12 protein-coding genes are annotated in these 12,759 nt (G+C 59.5%); 4 read left to right on the top strand and 8 right to left on the bottom strand.

Annotated elements, in window-relative coordinates:
- Positions 1-24 precede the first annotated feature (24 nt).
- Positions 25-399: a hypothetical protein gene (locus tag GNK13_RS09480; RefSeq protein ID WP_164102270.1), complete on the bottom strand. Its 375-nt coding sequence runs from the start codon at positions 397-399 to the stop codon at positions 25-27.
- A gap of 74 nt (positions 400-473) precedes the next feature.
- Positions 474-866, bottom strand: coding sequence for a hypothetical protein (locus GNK13_RS09485; RefSeq protein WP_164102271.1), 393 nt, complete (start codon positions 864-866; stop codon positions 474-476).
- Between the two features lie 739 nt (positions 867-1,605).
- On the opposite strand from GNK13_RS09485, the gene GNK13_RS09490 reads away from it, so the two are divergent.
- The 3 genes from GNK13_RS09490 to GNK13_RS09500 all read left to right on the top strand — a co-directional run bounded on the left by GNK13_RS09490 (position 1,606) and on the right by GNK13_RS09500 (position 4,501).
- Entirely contained in the window at positions 1,606-2,445 is an 840-nt protein-coding gene (locus tag GNK13_RS09490; RefSeq protein WP_164102272.1) for a leucine-rich repeat domain-containing protein, read from the top strand.
- Positions 2,446-2,688: 243 nt separating this feature from the next.
- The gene (locus tag GNK13_RS09495; RefSeq protein WP_164102273.1) at positions 2,689-3,078 is read left to right on the top strand and encodes a PTS sugar transporter subunit IIA; all 390 of its coding nucleotides are present in this window, start codon (positions 2,689-2,691) and stop codon (positions 3,076-3,078) included.
- A 124-nt stretch (positions 3,079-3,202) separates the two neighbouring features.
- On the top strand, positions 3,203-4,501 hold the full coding sequence (locus GNK13_RS09500) for an SUMF1/EgtB/PvdO family nonheme iron enzyme (RefSeq protein ID WP_164102274.1): 1,299 nt from the start codon (positions 3,203-3,205) through the stop codon (positions 4,499-4,501).
- Positions 4,502-4,568: 67 nt separating this feature from the next.
- On the opposite strand, the gene GNK13_RS09505 is transcribed toward GNK13_RS09500, so the two are convergent.
- Both GNK13_RS09505 and GNK13_RS09510 read right to left on the bottom strand, forming a co-directional pair.
- Complete coding sequence (locus GNK13_RS09505) at positions 4,569-4,928, bottom strand: hypothetical protein (protein WP_164102275.1); 360 nt, start codon at positions 4,926-4,928, stop codon at positions 4,569-4,571.
- 121 nt (positions 4,929-5,049) lie between these two features.
- Positions 5,050-6,531, bottom strand: coding sequence for a hypothetical protein (locus GNK13_RS09510; protein WP_164102276.1), 1,482 nt, complete (start codon positions 6,529-6,531; stop codon positions 5,050-5,052).
- Positions 6,532-6,987: 456 nt separating this feature from the next.
- On the opposite strand from GNK13_RS09510, the gene GNK13_RS09515 reads away from it, so the two are divergent.
- Positions 6,988-8,295 (top strand): IS4 family transposase, encoded by a 1,308-nt coding sequence (locus GNK13_RS09515; RefSeq protein WP_164102277.1) that lies wholly within the window; start codon positions 6,988-6,990, stop codon positions 8,293-8,295.
- A 188-nt stretch (positions 8,296-8,483) separates the two neighbouring features.
- Here GNK13_RS09515 and GNK13_RS09520 read toward each other — a convergent pair whose 3' ends face one another.
- The 4 genes from GNK13_RS09520 to GNK13_RS09535 all read right to left on the bottom strand — a co-directional run bounded on the left by GNK13_RS09520 (position 8,484) and on the right by GNK13_RS09535 (position 12,569).
- Positions 8,484-9,065, bottom strand: a complete 582-nt coding sequence (locus GNK13_RS09520) for a hypothetical protein (protein ID WP_164102278.1) — start codon at positions 9,063-9,065, stop codon at positions 8,484-8,486.
- A 64-nt stretch (positions 9,066-9,129) separates the two neighbouring features.
- The gene (locus GNK13_RS09525) at positions 9,130-9,615 is read right to left on the bottom strand and encodes a hypothetical protein (RefSeq protein WP_164102279.1); all 486 of its coding nucleotides are present in this window, start codon (positions 9,613-9,615) and stop codon (positions 9,130-9,132) included.
- 411 nt (positions 9,616-10,026) lie between these two features.
- A complete protein-coding gene (locus GNK13_RS09530; protein ID WP_164102280.1) occupies positions 10,027-11,310 on the bottom strand; it encodes a dockerin type I domain-containing protein in 1,284 nt (427 codons plus the stop codon).
- A gap of 332 nt (positions 11,311-11,642) precedes the next feature.
- Positions 11,643-12,569, bottom strand: a complete 927-nt coding sequence (locus GNK13_RS09535) for a hypothetical protein (RefSeq protein ID WP_164102128.1) — start codon at positions 12,567-12,569, stop codon at positions 11,643-11,645.
- Between the last annotated feature and the right edge of the window lie 190 nt (positions 12,570-12,759).

The following is a 12,759-nucleotide window of genomic DNA, read 5'->3' on the forward strand; positions in this document are numbered from 1 at the left end:
CGGAATTTCGGGGGCTTCACGTCCTCAATCGCGGACGATCTCGTATTCAGCCACTCGATCGCTTTCGTCAAACCGAATCACTAGCCACTCAGAGTCGATACTGATGAACCCGCGTTCGGGGCCGAGCCAGTAAACCAGGTCCCAGTCCCGAAAGTACTCGGTCGGCGGCGGTTCGCCCAGGAGTTCGACGACTTCGGCCCGTGACAGACCAGTGAGTGTACCGCGAACGACCAGGTGATCCGCCATTTCCAGCCGAATACCGGTTCCGACCAGAGTGTCGTCTCTCCAGGCTACAGGATCCAGCGGCTGCCCACGAAACCACCAGCCCGAGAGAGTCAAAGCCGCCGCTACCGCCAGACCGCACGCGGTGATCGCCGCTGTCCGTCGTCGGATTGCCATCAAGCCGCGATCCAGGTCAGAGGAAGAAGACTTCCAGGCCGAGGATCAAATGCAATGCAGTACGCGAATGGACCTCACAGGGGAGGATTGATCACTCGCTCCAGAATCTGAATCGTCAAGTACAGAACGAACCAAGATCCGAAGTTCAGAGACAACGCGGTCAAAAATTGCCTGCGGAGCCACTTCCGTCCCGCAAGCAAATTGGCCATAGATCCGACAGCCAAGGTGGCCGTCATCAGCACGGCTACTATCGCGAATCGTAATGGTGTAGTTCGCTCAGTCTCGCTGACTTCGATCGCCTGGATTACCCAGGAGACGATGCCCACCGCCAGCAGCCCTGCGAGAAGGAAGCTGAGAGTAGCGGGAATGATGGCGAATCGAAACCGGCTGCCGACGCCATGGTCCTCGATCGTAGGAGGAGGATCGGTGCCAGTGGCCGCTTCAGGTGGCAAATATGGATTGGGCATGTGGACTTCCCGGAGATCAAAATCGGTCTGGGGGAGCCATCAGCGGAGGCAGAGCCACCGTCATCTCAGGACAGGATGAGCCGTTGACGCATTCCACCGGAAGGCTCCAAACACGATTATGCGGGATTTGTGTTGGTGATGGTGCTCCGGCATCGACAAATACGCCTTGACGCCACAGGAGGGGGCGGGGTAGTGAGGCGAGGGTTCCTCAACAGAAGGCGTCCGGAATGATAAAAAGCCGCGTAATTTATCGCTGGATGCTCGTCGCCGTCCTCTCGGCCTGCACACTTACGGGGCAAGTGGGCTGCCGATCCGGGCTTCAGCGAGGTGGGTTCAGCGGGCTGACTCCGCCAAATCAACCTCTCGTGGCTCCCCCGCCCCAAGGCACGGTCGGAAAAGTGAAGGAAGCCGCCGCTGAAACGGCTAGAGTTGCGGGACTCGCAATTGTCGGTGTGCTCTACCTTGGCCTCTGCCTCTGGGTAGATGATGACGACGAGGACGGATTCTCATGATGCTTAGCCGCCGTCCTTCCTCTTCATGCCCAGCCTATGGTGGTTCTGCAAACGCGGTCCGGGCATGGGGCAGAAACGCCTGCTAAACTGCAGGGGCAGTTTGTTCCTGCCCATTGGATAGCCGCCCCGTGAACGCAAGCCGACAAAAGCGACTGAGGCTGACCAGGTCCAGCCTTCGCGGTGGACTATTTGCCGTCACCGTCTTCGCAGTCTGGTTCGGACTGCACATGCAGAGCGTGAAGCGGCAGCGAGAGGCGATCGAGGCACTCAGTCAGTACGGGGCCACAGTCCTCTACAACTACGGTGTCGCGAGCAATCCGCCGTACTGGGAAGCTGGTCTATATGAGACCGAAGTGAATTCGCCCGTCCCGGATTGGTTGCTCTCCACCCTGGGCCACGACCACTTCCACTCCGTCGGTCAGCTCAGTACCTATAGCACTTGGGGGGACAGCCCGGACGGGCAGTTTTTCATTTCCCGCGATATGCTACAGCACCTGAGGAGCTTGCCTCGCCTTCAGGTTTTGAAGCTCGACCGGACTCCGGTAAATGATGATGACTTGAGCGTGATCCGAAGCCTGAGCCAACTTCAAAAACTGCACCTCGGTCGTGCCGCTGAGGTGACTGACGAGGGTGTCGCGTCGCTGTCGCAGCTTCGCGATCTTGAATATCTTGAACTGAACTACACCCGCCTTACAGATAAATCCGTCGAGGCACTATCACGCTTACCTCGCTTGAGTGTGCTGCGGCTGTCCGGGCAGTTTTCAGACGACTCTCTTCGGCACGTCGGCGGAATGGCACAGCTTCGAGAGCTAACGCTCGGCGGTGTCGAAAGAACTGGCATCAGCAATGAAGGCCTCGTACATCTTCGCGGCTTGACGGATCTGGAGGAACTTAACCTTTATAACTCGCGGGTTACCGAAGAGGGCCTGCGGCACTTGAGCCACATGCGGAATCTTCGGAGACTAGATTTGCGAAAGACCGATGTTGAGGACGCAAGTTGGCTATTTCATCGCCTCCCCAAATGCGAAATCGTGACCTTGTCACGCACCTGGCGTCCGCAACCGTGAGGCGTCGATGACAAGTGCCATTTGCGGGTGTGCACGAAAAAGCAGAGCGTGGTGGACGGGCACACTGAGATCACGAACGGATGAGGCCGTATGACCCCCGCATCCCGAACACCTGAAGGCTGGCCGAATCGCTGCCCCATTTGCGGCGAAGCCGTAACGATTGATCCCTCGCTACCGCCCGGCGATGCCCCTTGCCCGCGTTGCGGTTGCCTCCTCTGGTTCGATTCTCGCTGGATCGATGAGTTGGATTTTCTCGTGCCCGAGGCATGTTCGGCGGATTTTAGCCAATGCACGAAGGAAGAGGCCATCAGCCGGATGGTCGATTCACTGGTGGAGGTCGGGGCCATCCCCGCCGAGGTGGGCGAAGATGCTGCAGAACTGGTGCTGAAGAGAGAGCAGGTGGGGACAACCGGTATTGGCCGAGGATTTGCCGTGCCCCACGCAAAGCATCCTGACCTGAAACGTGTCGTTGGATGTATTGCTCGCTCCAGCCACGGCATCGACTTTGACAGCCTGGACGGAGAGCCCGTGCATCTACTGATCCTGCTCCTGTCTCCGGCTGACCAGTTCGACGCTCACATGCGGGCGTTGGAGCGGACCTCGACGTGGCTCCTTGGCCAACCGTTACCGTAGTGGCTGCGACTCAGCTCTCCGCAGTTAAAAGGGGCCGTGCGTTTGTTCAGAAAATGTCTCGGGCAGGCTGGTAGGCACAAAACGTTAATACAGCAATCGCACATGAACCAGGGAGAAGAGGTGAATGACGATGGAGAACCGGTTACGGCTTCCTGAGGTGGAGCAGCGAGTTTGCGACGTTGCCTCTGAGCAACTGGGTATTTCCCGCCCCAAAATCTCTCCAAACGATCGACTGATCGAAGACTTGCAGTGCGACAGTCTCAGCATGGTTGAACTGCTGATGGAACTGGAAGATGAATTCGCAGTTACGCTGCCAAACGATCCTCCCAATTCGATCTACAAGGCAGTATTCACTCGCCAGCCGTTTAGAATTTCGGACCTCGCCGAATTGATCTATCTCCAGCAGGGAAGCGGTACCCCTGAGCGAAAGCGATGGCGGCAACCGAAAACGAAGCCTCCGGTGACCATCTCGATGCCGTTCAGCCAGCTTGACGGGCAGTGGGAAGGTCTGGCGGCCACTGAACGTCGGCTTTTCGAGCCGATGGAGGCCGAGGGACCCTTTGATCAGTACCGCAGGCGTTCTGATGGAATGCGGTGCATTCTGATCCCTTCAGCTTTCGTCGAGATCGGTTGCGAATCGCCTGATGGCCTCCCCGACGAACAGCCACAGCACGCCGTCCACCTGGACGCCTTTCTTATGGATGCCGAGCCGGTGTCGACTACTGCCTACTGCCGTTTCCTGAACTCCATCGGCGAGGTCCCACCCGAGGTGGTGGCGGATTGGTTTGTCGTCGATCCGCAGGATCACCGCATCGAGCATCTCCTCATCGCTCGCAAAGCCACAGAGTGGCGGCCCGTACTGAGGACCGAGAAATGGCCGATGATTCTCGTGTCCTGGTTCGGTGCCAATGCATATTCCCTGTGGGCGAATGGACAGGACTGGAAGGACTATCGAGATTCCTCGGGCGACGAGTTTCACTGTTTTCTGCCCACTGAAGCTCAGTGGGAATATGCCGCACGGGGCGTTCGCTCTCAGCCGTTTCCATGGGGCGACGAGCCGCCCACCCAACAGCATATGCGGTATGGCCTGCATCGCAAATCAGAAACATACAACGCTGATACGCTTCCGATGGCCGACGTTAATGAGCAGCTCGGGATGTCACCGTTCGGGCTCCAGCACATGGCGGGCAACGTCTGGCAGTGGTGTCGCGACTGGTATGACAAGGGGTTTTACTCGAAACCAGAAGCCAACCGAGCGAATCCACTGAATCGACTTGCCACTCAGGTCCGGAGCGAACGGGGCGGCAGTTGGATCGGCCCTGCTGAACTCTGCCGCAGCTCATATCGCCGGGGCCGCCCTCCAAGTGCTCGTGGCCGCTGCCTGGGATTCCGCTGTATCAGCTCTGCTGCGGACTGTTCTTGATCCCTGTAAATCGCCTATCGCCAGTCATCGTTGCTGGTTTAGCCAATGCGGAAGCTGGCGGCTCAGCTTAGAGAAATGGAACCGCCAAAGCCGGAGCGAAAATCACCAGCACGATTATTGTGACGAACCAGAGCAGAAGGGAGCGGATCTGAGAGCCGAAGTACATTCGGAGAATTGGATTCACCGGGTGACCGGCAGCACATCGACGCTCCACCACATCTTTTAGCTCCAGCATCAGCCCGAGCACGCACCCCACCAGCACCGCGATGAGAAACGCGGCAGCGAACGCCGTCACAGGAACGGCTGCTATGCCGCCGTTCTGCACCGCGAATTCCAGCATCCCCGCGATCACGACAAACGCAGTGACCCCAGCGGAAATCGCGATCTTCAGCACGAGCGACCGTGCATTTTGTAGAAGCTCATTCAACGCGGACTTGAATGGAATGAAGATGTGTCGGCTCTCCGTCGAAAGGGGCTGATCAGCGGCTGGTGGTCTCGCTGTCCGGGGTCAATCTTAGAAATTCGCGATGCCGTAGCGGTTGGGACTCTCATTTTGTTTCGTGACGCCCTTTCGGAGACTCGGTGTCGTGCAGAAGAGATCCTAGTCTTTGTAAGGCCTTGTCTAGCTCCTCTTGTGGTGGGTCAATGTAATGTTTTGCCGCTGTCCCGCTCGGCGTCTGTCCAAGGAATTTGATCTGTAGGCTGATCTGGTTCGATCTGTCGCCGTTATCTGCCATCAGTAGGTTTGCTGACGTCTTCCTGATGTGTTTCATTTGCAGTCGGACCTTGCGTTCCTTCGCAAAGGGAGTCCATAGGTCTCGGATCGCATCGTGTTTGCTGATCTTCCCGTCGGGTCTCTGGTGCTCCAGCTTCCACGGTTTGCCATCCTCGCGGGTGAAGACTAACCCGTTTTCGTCGGTGCGGTACTGTTCCACCAGTTGGGCTGTCTTGTCCCATAGCTTCCATGATACGGTTGGGATGCGTTTGCCCTTCGCTTTTTTGCTCCGTTGGCGGGTAATGTAGCCCTCCCGCAGCATCTCCGGTGTCAGTGTTGCAATGTCGGACTGGTAGAATCCGCAGTTTGCCATCAGATAGGTGAAGCATTGCAGTATTCCGGGTGCGTTGTGGAGGATGTCCTGCAGTTCCTCCTGTGTGTAATGCTCAATTTTTCCGGTGTGTACGGTTGCCTTCAAGCTTCGGATGTTGCGAGGGAGGTCGATTTGGCGTTGCTCATAAAGGTATTGCAGGAAACTTCGGGTCGTCGACAGCCGATCCCGCTGTGTGTAGGTGCTTCCTCCCTCCATCACCCTCAGATACCACCGCTCCCAAGTCGCTTCGGTGATCTGGTCCACCGTGGCTGCCGACCCCATGTGGTCGCAGAATGCGTTGACATCCCGCAGGATGTTATCCAGCCGCCCAATGCTGATCCGTTTGTCTGCTCGTTTCAGTGCCAGCCACTGGTCCCGCCAGCGGGTCAGTAGCTTTTCCTCCGGCTCTGGCTCTCGGTCGATGTCTTGAAGCAGCAACCGCCGTTGAATCGTCAGGTCTTCGCCGATGTTGCCAGCCAGCACCTTTGCCGCTTCCAGCCGCTTGTCTCGGATCTGGTCGAAGTCCTGCCCCTGCTGGTCGGCGTATTGCCTCATTCGGATTTCGTAGTTCGCGTCGGCGATCTCGGCTCGGTTCTGGTCCGCCGTCTCTGGATCTCCCATCACTTCAACTTCCCGCTCCAGTTCGGCGATCCGCTCTCTCAGCCGGTCCACCTGGCTTTTGCCTTTGCCAGCTTCGCCGTCAATCGCCGCTTGCACGTACTCCGCCCATCGGTTGGCGGCAGCGGTGCTCCCGTCCTTGGTGTGGCTGCTGATCTCTTGCGGCTCCAGTGATAGCTCCAGCCCATGCCAGTTCTTCGCCCATCCTCGGGCTAGCTGCTTGGTCGATACTTGAAGGACATCGGACTTGCCGGTGGGGTGCCGGTATCGCTTGCTCCATTGCTTCCGGCTGGCGATCCAGCTTGCTTCGGTTCGCTTCGGCATCGTGGAGGCTCTGGGGCTTGTTGTGTGTGGGATTTTTACACACACAATTTACACACAAAACGGCTCTCTAGGGGGGCGAATGTGTGTAAAAATGGACGTAAGTCCTTATTTCTCGGTGCAATTTTACGTTGACATCGTGGAGGTCACAGATTCGAGTTCTGTATCGCCCACTCCCAAAAACCCCGCAAAGCCCAGCGTTTTGCGGGGTTTTTTCGTTTCGGGCCCGCACCTCTTCCGGGCTCACGAAGGCTTGCACGGCTAGGCTTGATCCGGTGCTGGACCGCGGATCACACGGAGAACGCAGATGAAAGGGGATTGATGACAGAAAGTTGCAAGAAACTACAGCTCGGCTCGATTCCTATTCAGGGTGCGTCCCAATACTGTTCGGCACGAGAATTGCGCACTCGGCGGGTCGGCAGTCAAGTGCTGCCGATTTGACCGAGTGCGGAGCGAGCAGTGGCTAAAGCGAAGCGTGACGATCGACTGAAGCGACCGCCGGCCGCTGCTGCGCGCACGCCCGGGCCAGAGCATCAACCCGCCAGCGATGAAAAACTCAAGATCAAAGCCGCGGATCTTCAGGGGCTGAAATACTTTAAATCGCTGCGCCCACTACTCAACCGACTCCACGAGGTTGGAACGAAGCGCGACGTCGCGGGCAATCGCGAATTGCATATGGATCAGTACTGTGTCCTGATCCTACTTTGGCTCTACAGCCCCATCCTGACATCCCTCCGCGGCCTCCAGCAAGCGAGCGAGCTGGACAAAGTGCGCAAGCGTTTCGGCGTGGGGCGAGCCTCTCTGGGCTCCCTCTCCGAATCGGTCTCGCTCTTCGATCCCGAACCGCTCAAAGAGATCGCAGCGGAACTCTCCGAGCAGTTTCCCCAGCCCAAACAGGGACGCTTTGACGAGATCGGGAAGACGATTACCGCCGTGGATGGCTCGGTGGTCGATACGGTGGTCCGCGTGGCCCGCCTGGCGTGGCTGCCAAAATCCGGGCAGAAGACCAATTGCGGATACCGGCTGCACACGCAGTTCGAAGTTTTCCGTGGCACGGTGAGCCGAATTGACGTCACCGGCTCAAAACCAAAAGGTGAAGCCGATGAGCGCGCCGTGCTCGCGCGAACGGTCGAGCCGGATCGCTGCTATGTGATCGATCGCGGTTATGCGAAGTTCACCCTCTGGAACGCAATTCACCAGGCACAGAGCAGCTATGTCTGCCGGGTACGGGACAATTCCGCTTATGAGGTGGTCGAGCAGCGTGAGCTGAGCGATTCGGATCGAGCGGCGGGCGTGCTGAGCGATGAGATCGTCGAGTTCGGCAAGTCGAGCAAGAAAGACTCACGCCCCGATCACATAACTCGTCTGGTTATCGTATCCGCCCCGGCACATACCAGTCGTGGCAAGTCGCGAAAGAAAGGTTCGAGCACGGGGCCCGACTGCGATGGCAAGCTGCGGATCGCGACCGACATGCTTGATATCCCCGCCGAGCTGATCGCGGAACTCTACCGATTGAGATGGTTAATTGAACTATTCTTCAGGATGTTCAAACAACTTCTCGGCTGCCGCCATCTGCTGAGCACCAAACAAAATGGCGTGGCGATCCAGGCATATATGGCAATTATCGCTTGCCTGCTGATCCTTATCCACACCGGCCGGAGTCCGACGAAGCGGACCTTCGAAATGATCTGCTTTTATATGGCCGGATGGGCGAGTCTCGAAGAGTTGGAGCGGCATATCGAAAAACTAAAACCACAGACCGCCTAGAGATCGCGCGCGCCGATGGTGCGTGGGTCGTTTGCTGCTGCGCGGTCACCAAGAAATCGACGTAATTGACGCGGCACCCTCCGATGCTTTCGGCACTCAAGCCGCTCGTCCGATTCAAATTCAGCGCCGGCCCCACCACTCAACCCCGTTCAGCAGCGAGCGTGCCGAACAGTATTGGGTGCGTCCTCTTATTTGCTCAGCATCCCGTTAGTGGCTTCGCTCCGGACGACTTGCGAGGGCGGACCCGTTGTGGCTAACGCTTCCTTCTTTGGAGGTGAGAGAGTCACGCGGAGTTCGAAATCGGCGGGGCCGTCGCCAGAGACTCGGTGACGGCCGCCGCGGATCAACCAGTCTCCCGGCTCGGCTGGACCCTGCCCCCGCTCGGTCGTCACCCCCGCATCGAGAAAGGGATTCGGAAGTGAGCCGTGCATGACCTGGGTGTCTGCGTACCAGCAGTAGTCGAGGCGAGCATCGGCGGTGCGTTCAAGTAACAGAACGACCGTGGAACCACCCTGCACGGTCGAGCCACCCCCGCCCGCCTTTTTGCCATCGACGAAGCCCGTCAGCTCGAGCATCCAGCCGTCCTTGGATTGCGGTATTTCCAAAGTGTATCGCCGAACTCCCATCAGCATTTGCAGTTCCGCGGCCGAGGCAGTTGCCCAAGGGTTCTGCAGCCGGCTGAGGGCCGGCATAACGTACATCGTCACCGCGATCGGCCAAGCAACGAGGAAGCTGAGCAGCAGCAGCCAACGGATCGTCGTGCGAATCATGCGGTACTCGCAGGCAGCAGTCTGGGATCTTCGGAGGGCGGGAATGGAACTGGCAGGAATGCGGCTAATCTACCAGTACCCCTTCGGCTATGTGTGGTAGGTCAGCGTCGCGAACAATCCGCTGGAAATCGGCTCCCGAGCCTGGAGGGCACTCGTCTCCTGTGATGTAGGCCCAGCGGGCATCAAAAATATCGCAAAAGTCCATCAGCACCTTCCGGGCAAATCTTTCAGGGACCTCCAACCCCATGATTAGTTCGCTGCTGCTTGTGTAGAAAACCATCGCTTGGGCAATGTCATCTCTGCTGCTCAGTTGACGTGGGTTCCAGTACACGGAATAGCTCGCGTGCTTCTCTCGTTCGAGTCGCTCGAGTAGCGAGTCCGTATCCGGATATACCGCGTCTGGCGCGTCTGAGTACTGCGGGTACTCGAATTCATCGGCACACGGTGTTCGCTCACGCATGAAGTGATCTAGAAAGCCTTCGACGTTTCGTCGGCTTCGGTCCGGAGACAAGGCATAGGTATTTACCGTGCTCATAGCCTTTCGTTTCATCGTCGTATGCGCTGGTTGGCTTCTATGGCGACGCTGATTCACTTGAGGCGTCGACTCGGACCGTGCTCCATTTTAGGGCTTGGGGTCGAGCACCGCGAATCGGGCGGGGAGTCCGCCTGTCGTTGCCCGTGCTTGCTTCCACCGATCGCCGTGCGGCGGAGGAACCACGGAGAGCACGGAGAGCACGAAGGAAGCGTTGGGACGAATGGGTGACGCGGACGGTAAAGGGCCGCGGATCACGCGGAGACCGCGGATGAGAATTGATTCCGTGACGGGAGAGTCTTCCAGCCGCGCCCGATCGCGTACCAGCGTACGTCGGAGGGCATGATTCCGGCGTGGGAGTCGAAGCCGGCTCTGGCGGCGACAGCGGGCAGGTACGCGTAGCTCCGCTCGGTCACGACTCGTTGTCGGTCACGCGGTCGCCTCCACCAATTCCCGGGCCGCGTTGCGTTTCTTGAGTTCCTCGCTCCAAGTTTGGATTCCGCTCCAGTAGTCCGCCGGTGGGGCGATTCCAGCGAATTTCTCGGTGGGTTCGTCCGTGGCGGCAGCGGGCGCTTCGCCGTCGCCCGGCGGGTTGCGGTTGAGGTGGTTCACGATCACCAGCACGTCGAGCGGGCCGACGCTGCCGGTCCCGCGGACATCCAGGTAGGGAGGCGGCTGATTTCCCGCAGCCGTCGCTGGCAAACGGCCTCCGCCGGTGCGATTGAGATGGTTGATCACGACTAAGGCATCCAGAGGTGTGATCCGGCCATCGGCGTTGACGTCCAGCGGTTGAGCGAAGTTATGCCACTGCGACGGTTCCGGAGTGTAGATCTCCGCTTCGGTGAACACGACGTCCACTTTGCGATTCTCCCCGTTGACTTGGACGTTCCTGATCTCGATGGGCTGTCGCAATAGCTCCTCGCCAACCAAAACCGTATAGACGCCGTTGGGAACCTGCAGCGAGTAGCCGCCGGATGGGCCGGTCTGCGTGGAATACGACCTCCCGCTGGATTGCTCCACCGCACTGATCGTCACGTCGCCCCATCCCTCTCCGACCGAATAGAATTCGTCTTCCACCTCTTGGTCGCTATAGGCGACTCCCGTGATGAAAGAGTTTCCGGAGCGGGATCCATAATTTTCCGTTAACAGGCTCGCGCTCCAGTCCTCCCCATGCTCGGTAAAGAGTCCGTGCCTGACGCCGACACCGATCTCCTTGAAACTGCCATTCAGGGTGTTCAGGCGGTGCCCGGGGCTAAGAAAGAGACCATCCCGGTGATCGGAGACGACATACTCGTTGTCGACGTCAAATCCAGGCCAGATCGACCAAAGGGAGATGTTCTCTCCCGCCTGTCTATAGGAGTAGCCCGCCTCCGCCATGCGATCCCCCGGCTGATCGCCATCGGGATTCACATGCTCAAAGTAATCGCGGTCGAGCATGTCCTGGGAGTGCGCGATGGCCGCATCGACCAGGGCTTGATGCGGCGCAAGCGGCTGTTTGGGGGCCGCGGAGATCTGTTGGTTTCTGGGGATCCCCTCGTTCAAGTCGATCCCGTGTCGCTCGGCTTCGGCCACCGGGTCCATGCGTGCTCGATTGATCAACTCGATGGCTAGCTGTTCGAGATCGCTCATCACCACCGCTGCCAACAATTGCCGCGATTCGAGTGCCTCGAGCCGCAGGTGGCGATGGACGTTCCGCTCGGGAGCACGTTTCACCGTTCGTGCAGTTCGTCGCCCACTTCTGAAAATTCTCATCCCACTCATGTCCTAGCGTCATGGTCCGCGGCGCAGCACGCGAGCCCGCATGCGGAAGCGGGTGTCGAAGCTGTTGTACCAGTGAAGCACTAGGATGGCTCGAAGGAGTCGAGTCCGCAATCCACTGCGGCGGAGACTCGCAACGCGGCCGTGGGGACGTAGCCGAACGACTCCGGGCCATCGGCAACAACCCGCCGTGGGTTTTCAAACCGCGGCGGCCGACAGGGGCGAGTGGGGCCCTGCCAACCGCCGCTCGTCGAGCCGCGAGTTGTTTGGCCGGCTTACCCGCGAGCTCAGTTTTCGTCGATCGCTCGGCCAATCGCGGAACCGATCTCCGAGCCGATTCGCGAGCCGCGTTCGCCTCCGAGAACGCCGCCGATGCTGCCACCGATGCGGGCCCCTTCGCGACGATTGCCGCGATTCCATCCCCGGTTCCAGTTGTCGTACCGGTTCCAGTTGTCATAGCGGTTCCAGCCGTCGTCCCAGTCGTAGCGGTAGCTGCGGTAGCGCGGACTCGAATCCCACTGCCACTGGCGGCCGTCACGATACCAACTGCGATCGCGGCGGCGGTCGTCCCTCCAGCGGCGGCGGTTGTCGTAGTCCTCGTACCACCAGTCTTCGTAGTCACGGACATTGTCCCGACGGCGCCCGTCACGCCAGCGGTCGTCGTCCCTCCAGCGGTCGTCGTCACGCCAGCGGTCGTCATCACGCCAGCGGTCGTCATCCCACCAGTCGTCGTAGTCGCGGCGATTCCCCCGGCGGCGATCGTCGCGCCAGCGGTCGTCGTCGTCCCACCAGTCTCGAACTTCGTCGCGGCGGCGGTCGCCTCGCCGCCGCCGGTCGTCGTCCCCCCAGTCGTCAAAGTCGCGGCCTCGGTCGTCCCATCGGTCGCGGTCCCGGTCACTGCGGTCCCGGTCACTGCGGTCGCCTCGATCTCGGTCGTTGCGGCCGCGATCATCCCGATCCCGGTCCCGATCGCGGTCATCCCGATCATCCCGATCCCGGTCGCGATCGCCGCGGCGGTCGCCGTCGCCGTAGTCTTCGTACCACCAGTCGGAGTAATCGCGGCGACGGTTCTCGTCTCGCCGCTCGCGGTCACCGTCCCGCGTCTGGACACGGCGATCGCCGTCACTCCGCCCGTCCCGATCTTGAGCCGTGGCGACCGTGGGCACACTCATCACCACGCTGGCGATCACCGCCGCTATCCATCTCGCTCGCATCGCTTTCCTCCTCGCCGTTTCCGGCTGCTATTTGGTTGCTGTTCGGGCGCGTGCGTAACACGTACATCCACTCCGCACGCTATCTCCCGTCTCAGCGCTTTAGGCCCGCAACCAACGTTCCACCGGTTCGGCCCGCGAATCGTTGCGAAAACAGCCGTGGCAGCGGGAGTGGTCATGGCTGAGCAGGCGA

Source organism: Candidatus Laterigemmans baculatus (assembly GCF_010367455.1).
GTDB lineage: Bacteria > Planctomycetota > Planctomycetia > Pirellulales > Pirellulaceae > Laterigemmans > Laterigemmans baculatus.

What these genes read in the sequence shown, in the direction of transcription:
- GNK13_RS09510 (WP_164102276.1), bottom strand. Translation starts at nt 6,531, where the DNA reads ATGCCGAAGCGAACCGAAGCAAGCTGGATCGCCAGCCGGAAGCAATGG.
- GNK13_RS09480 (WP_164102270.1), bottom strand. Translation starts at nt 399, where the DNA reads ATGGCAATCCGACGACGGACAGCGGCGATCACCGCGTGCGGTCTGGCG.
- GNK13_RS09490 (WP_164102272.1), top strand. Translation starts at nt 1,606, where the DNA reads ATGCAGAGCGTGAAGCGGCAGCGAGAGGCGATCGAGGCACTCAGTCAG.
- GNK13_RS09520 (WP_164102278.1), bottom strand. Translation starts at nt 9,065, where the DNA reads ATGATTCGCACGACGATCCGTTGGCTGCTGCTGCTCAGCTTCCTCGTT.
- GNK13_RS09485 (WP_164102271.1), bottom strand. Translation starts at nt 866, where the DNA reads ATGCCCAATCCATATTTGCCACCTGAAGCGGCCACTGGCACCGATCCT.
- GNK13_RS09535 (WP_164102128.1), bottom strand. Translation starts at nt 12,569, where the DNA reads ATGCGAGCGAGATGGATAGCGGCGGTGATCGCCAGCGTGGTGATGAGT.
- GNK13_RS09525 (WP_164102279.1), bottom strand. Translation starts at nt 9,615, where the DNA reads ATGAAACGAAAGGCTATGAGCACGGTAAATACCTATGCCTTGTCTCCG.
- GNK13_RS09500 (WP_164102274.1), top strand. Translation starts at nt 3,203, where the DNA reads ATGACGATGGAGAACCGGTTACGGCTTCCTGAGGTGGAGCAGCGAGTT.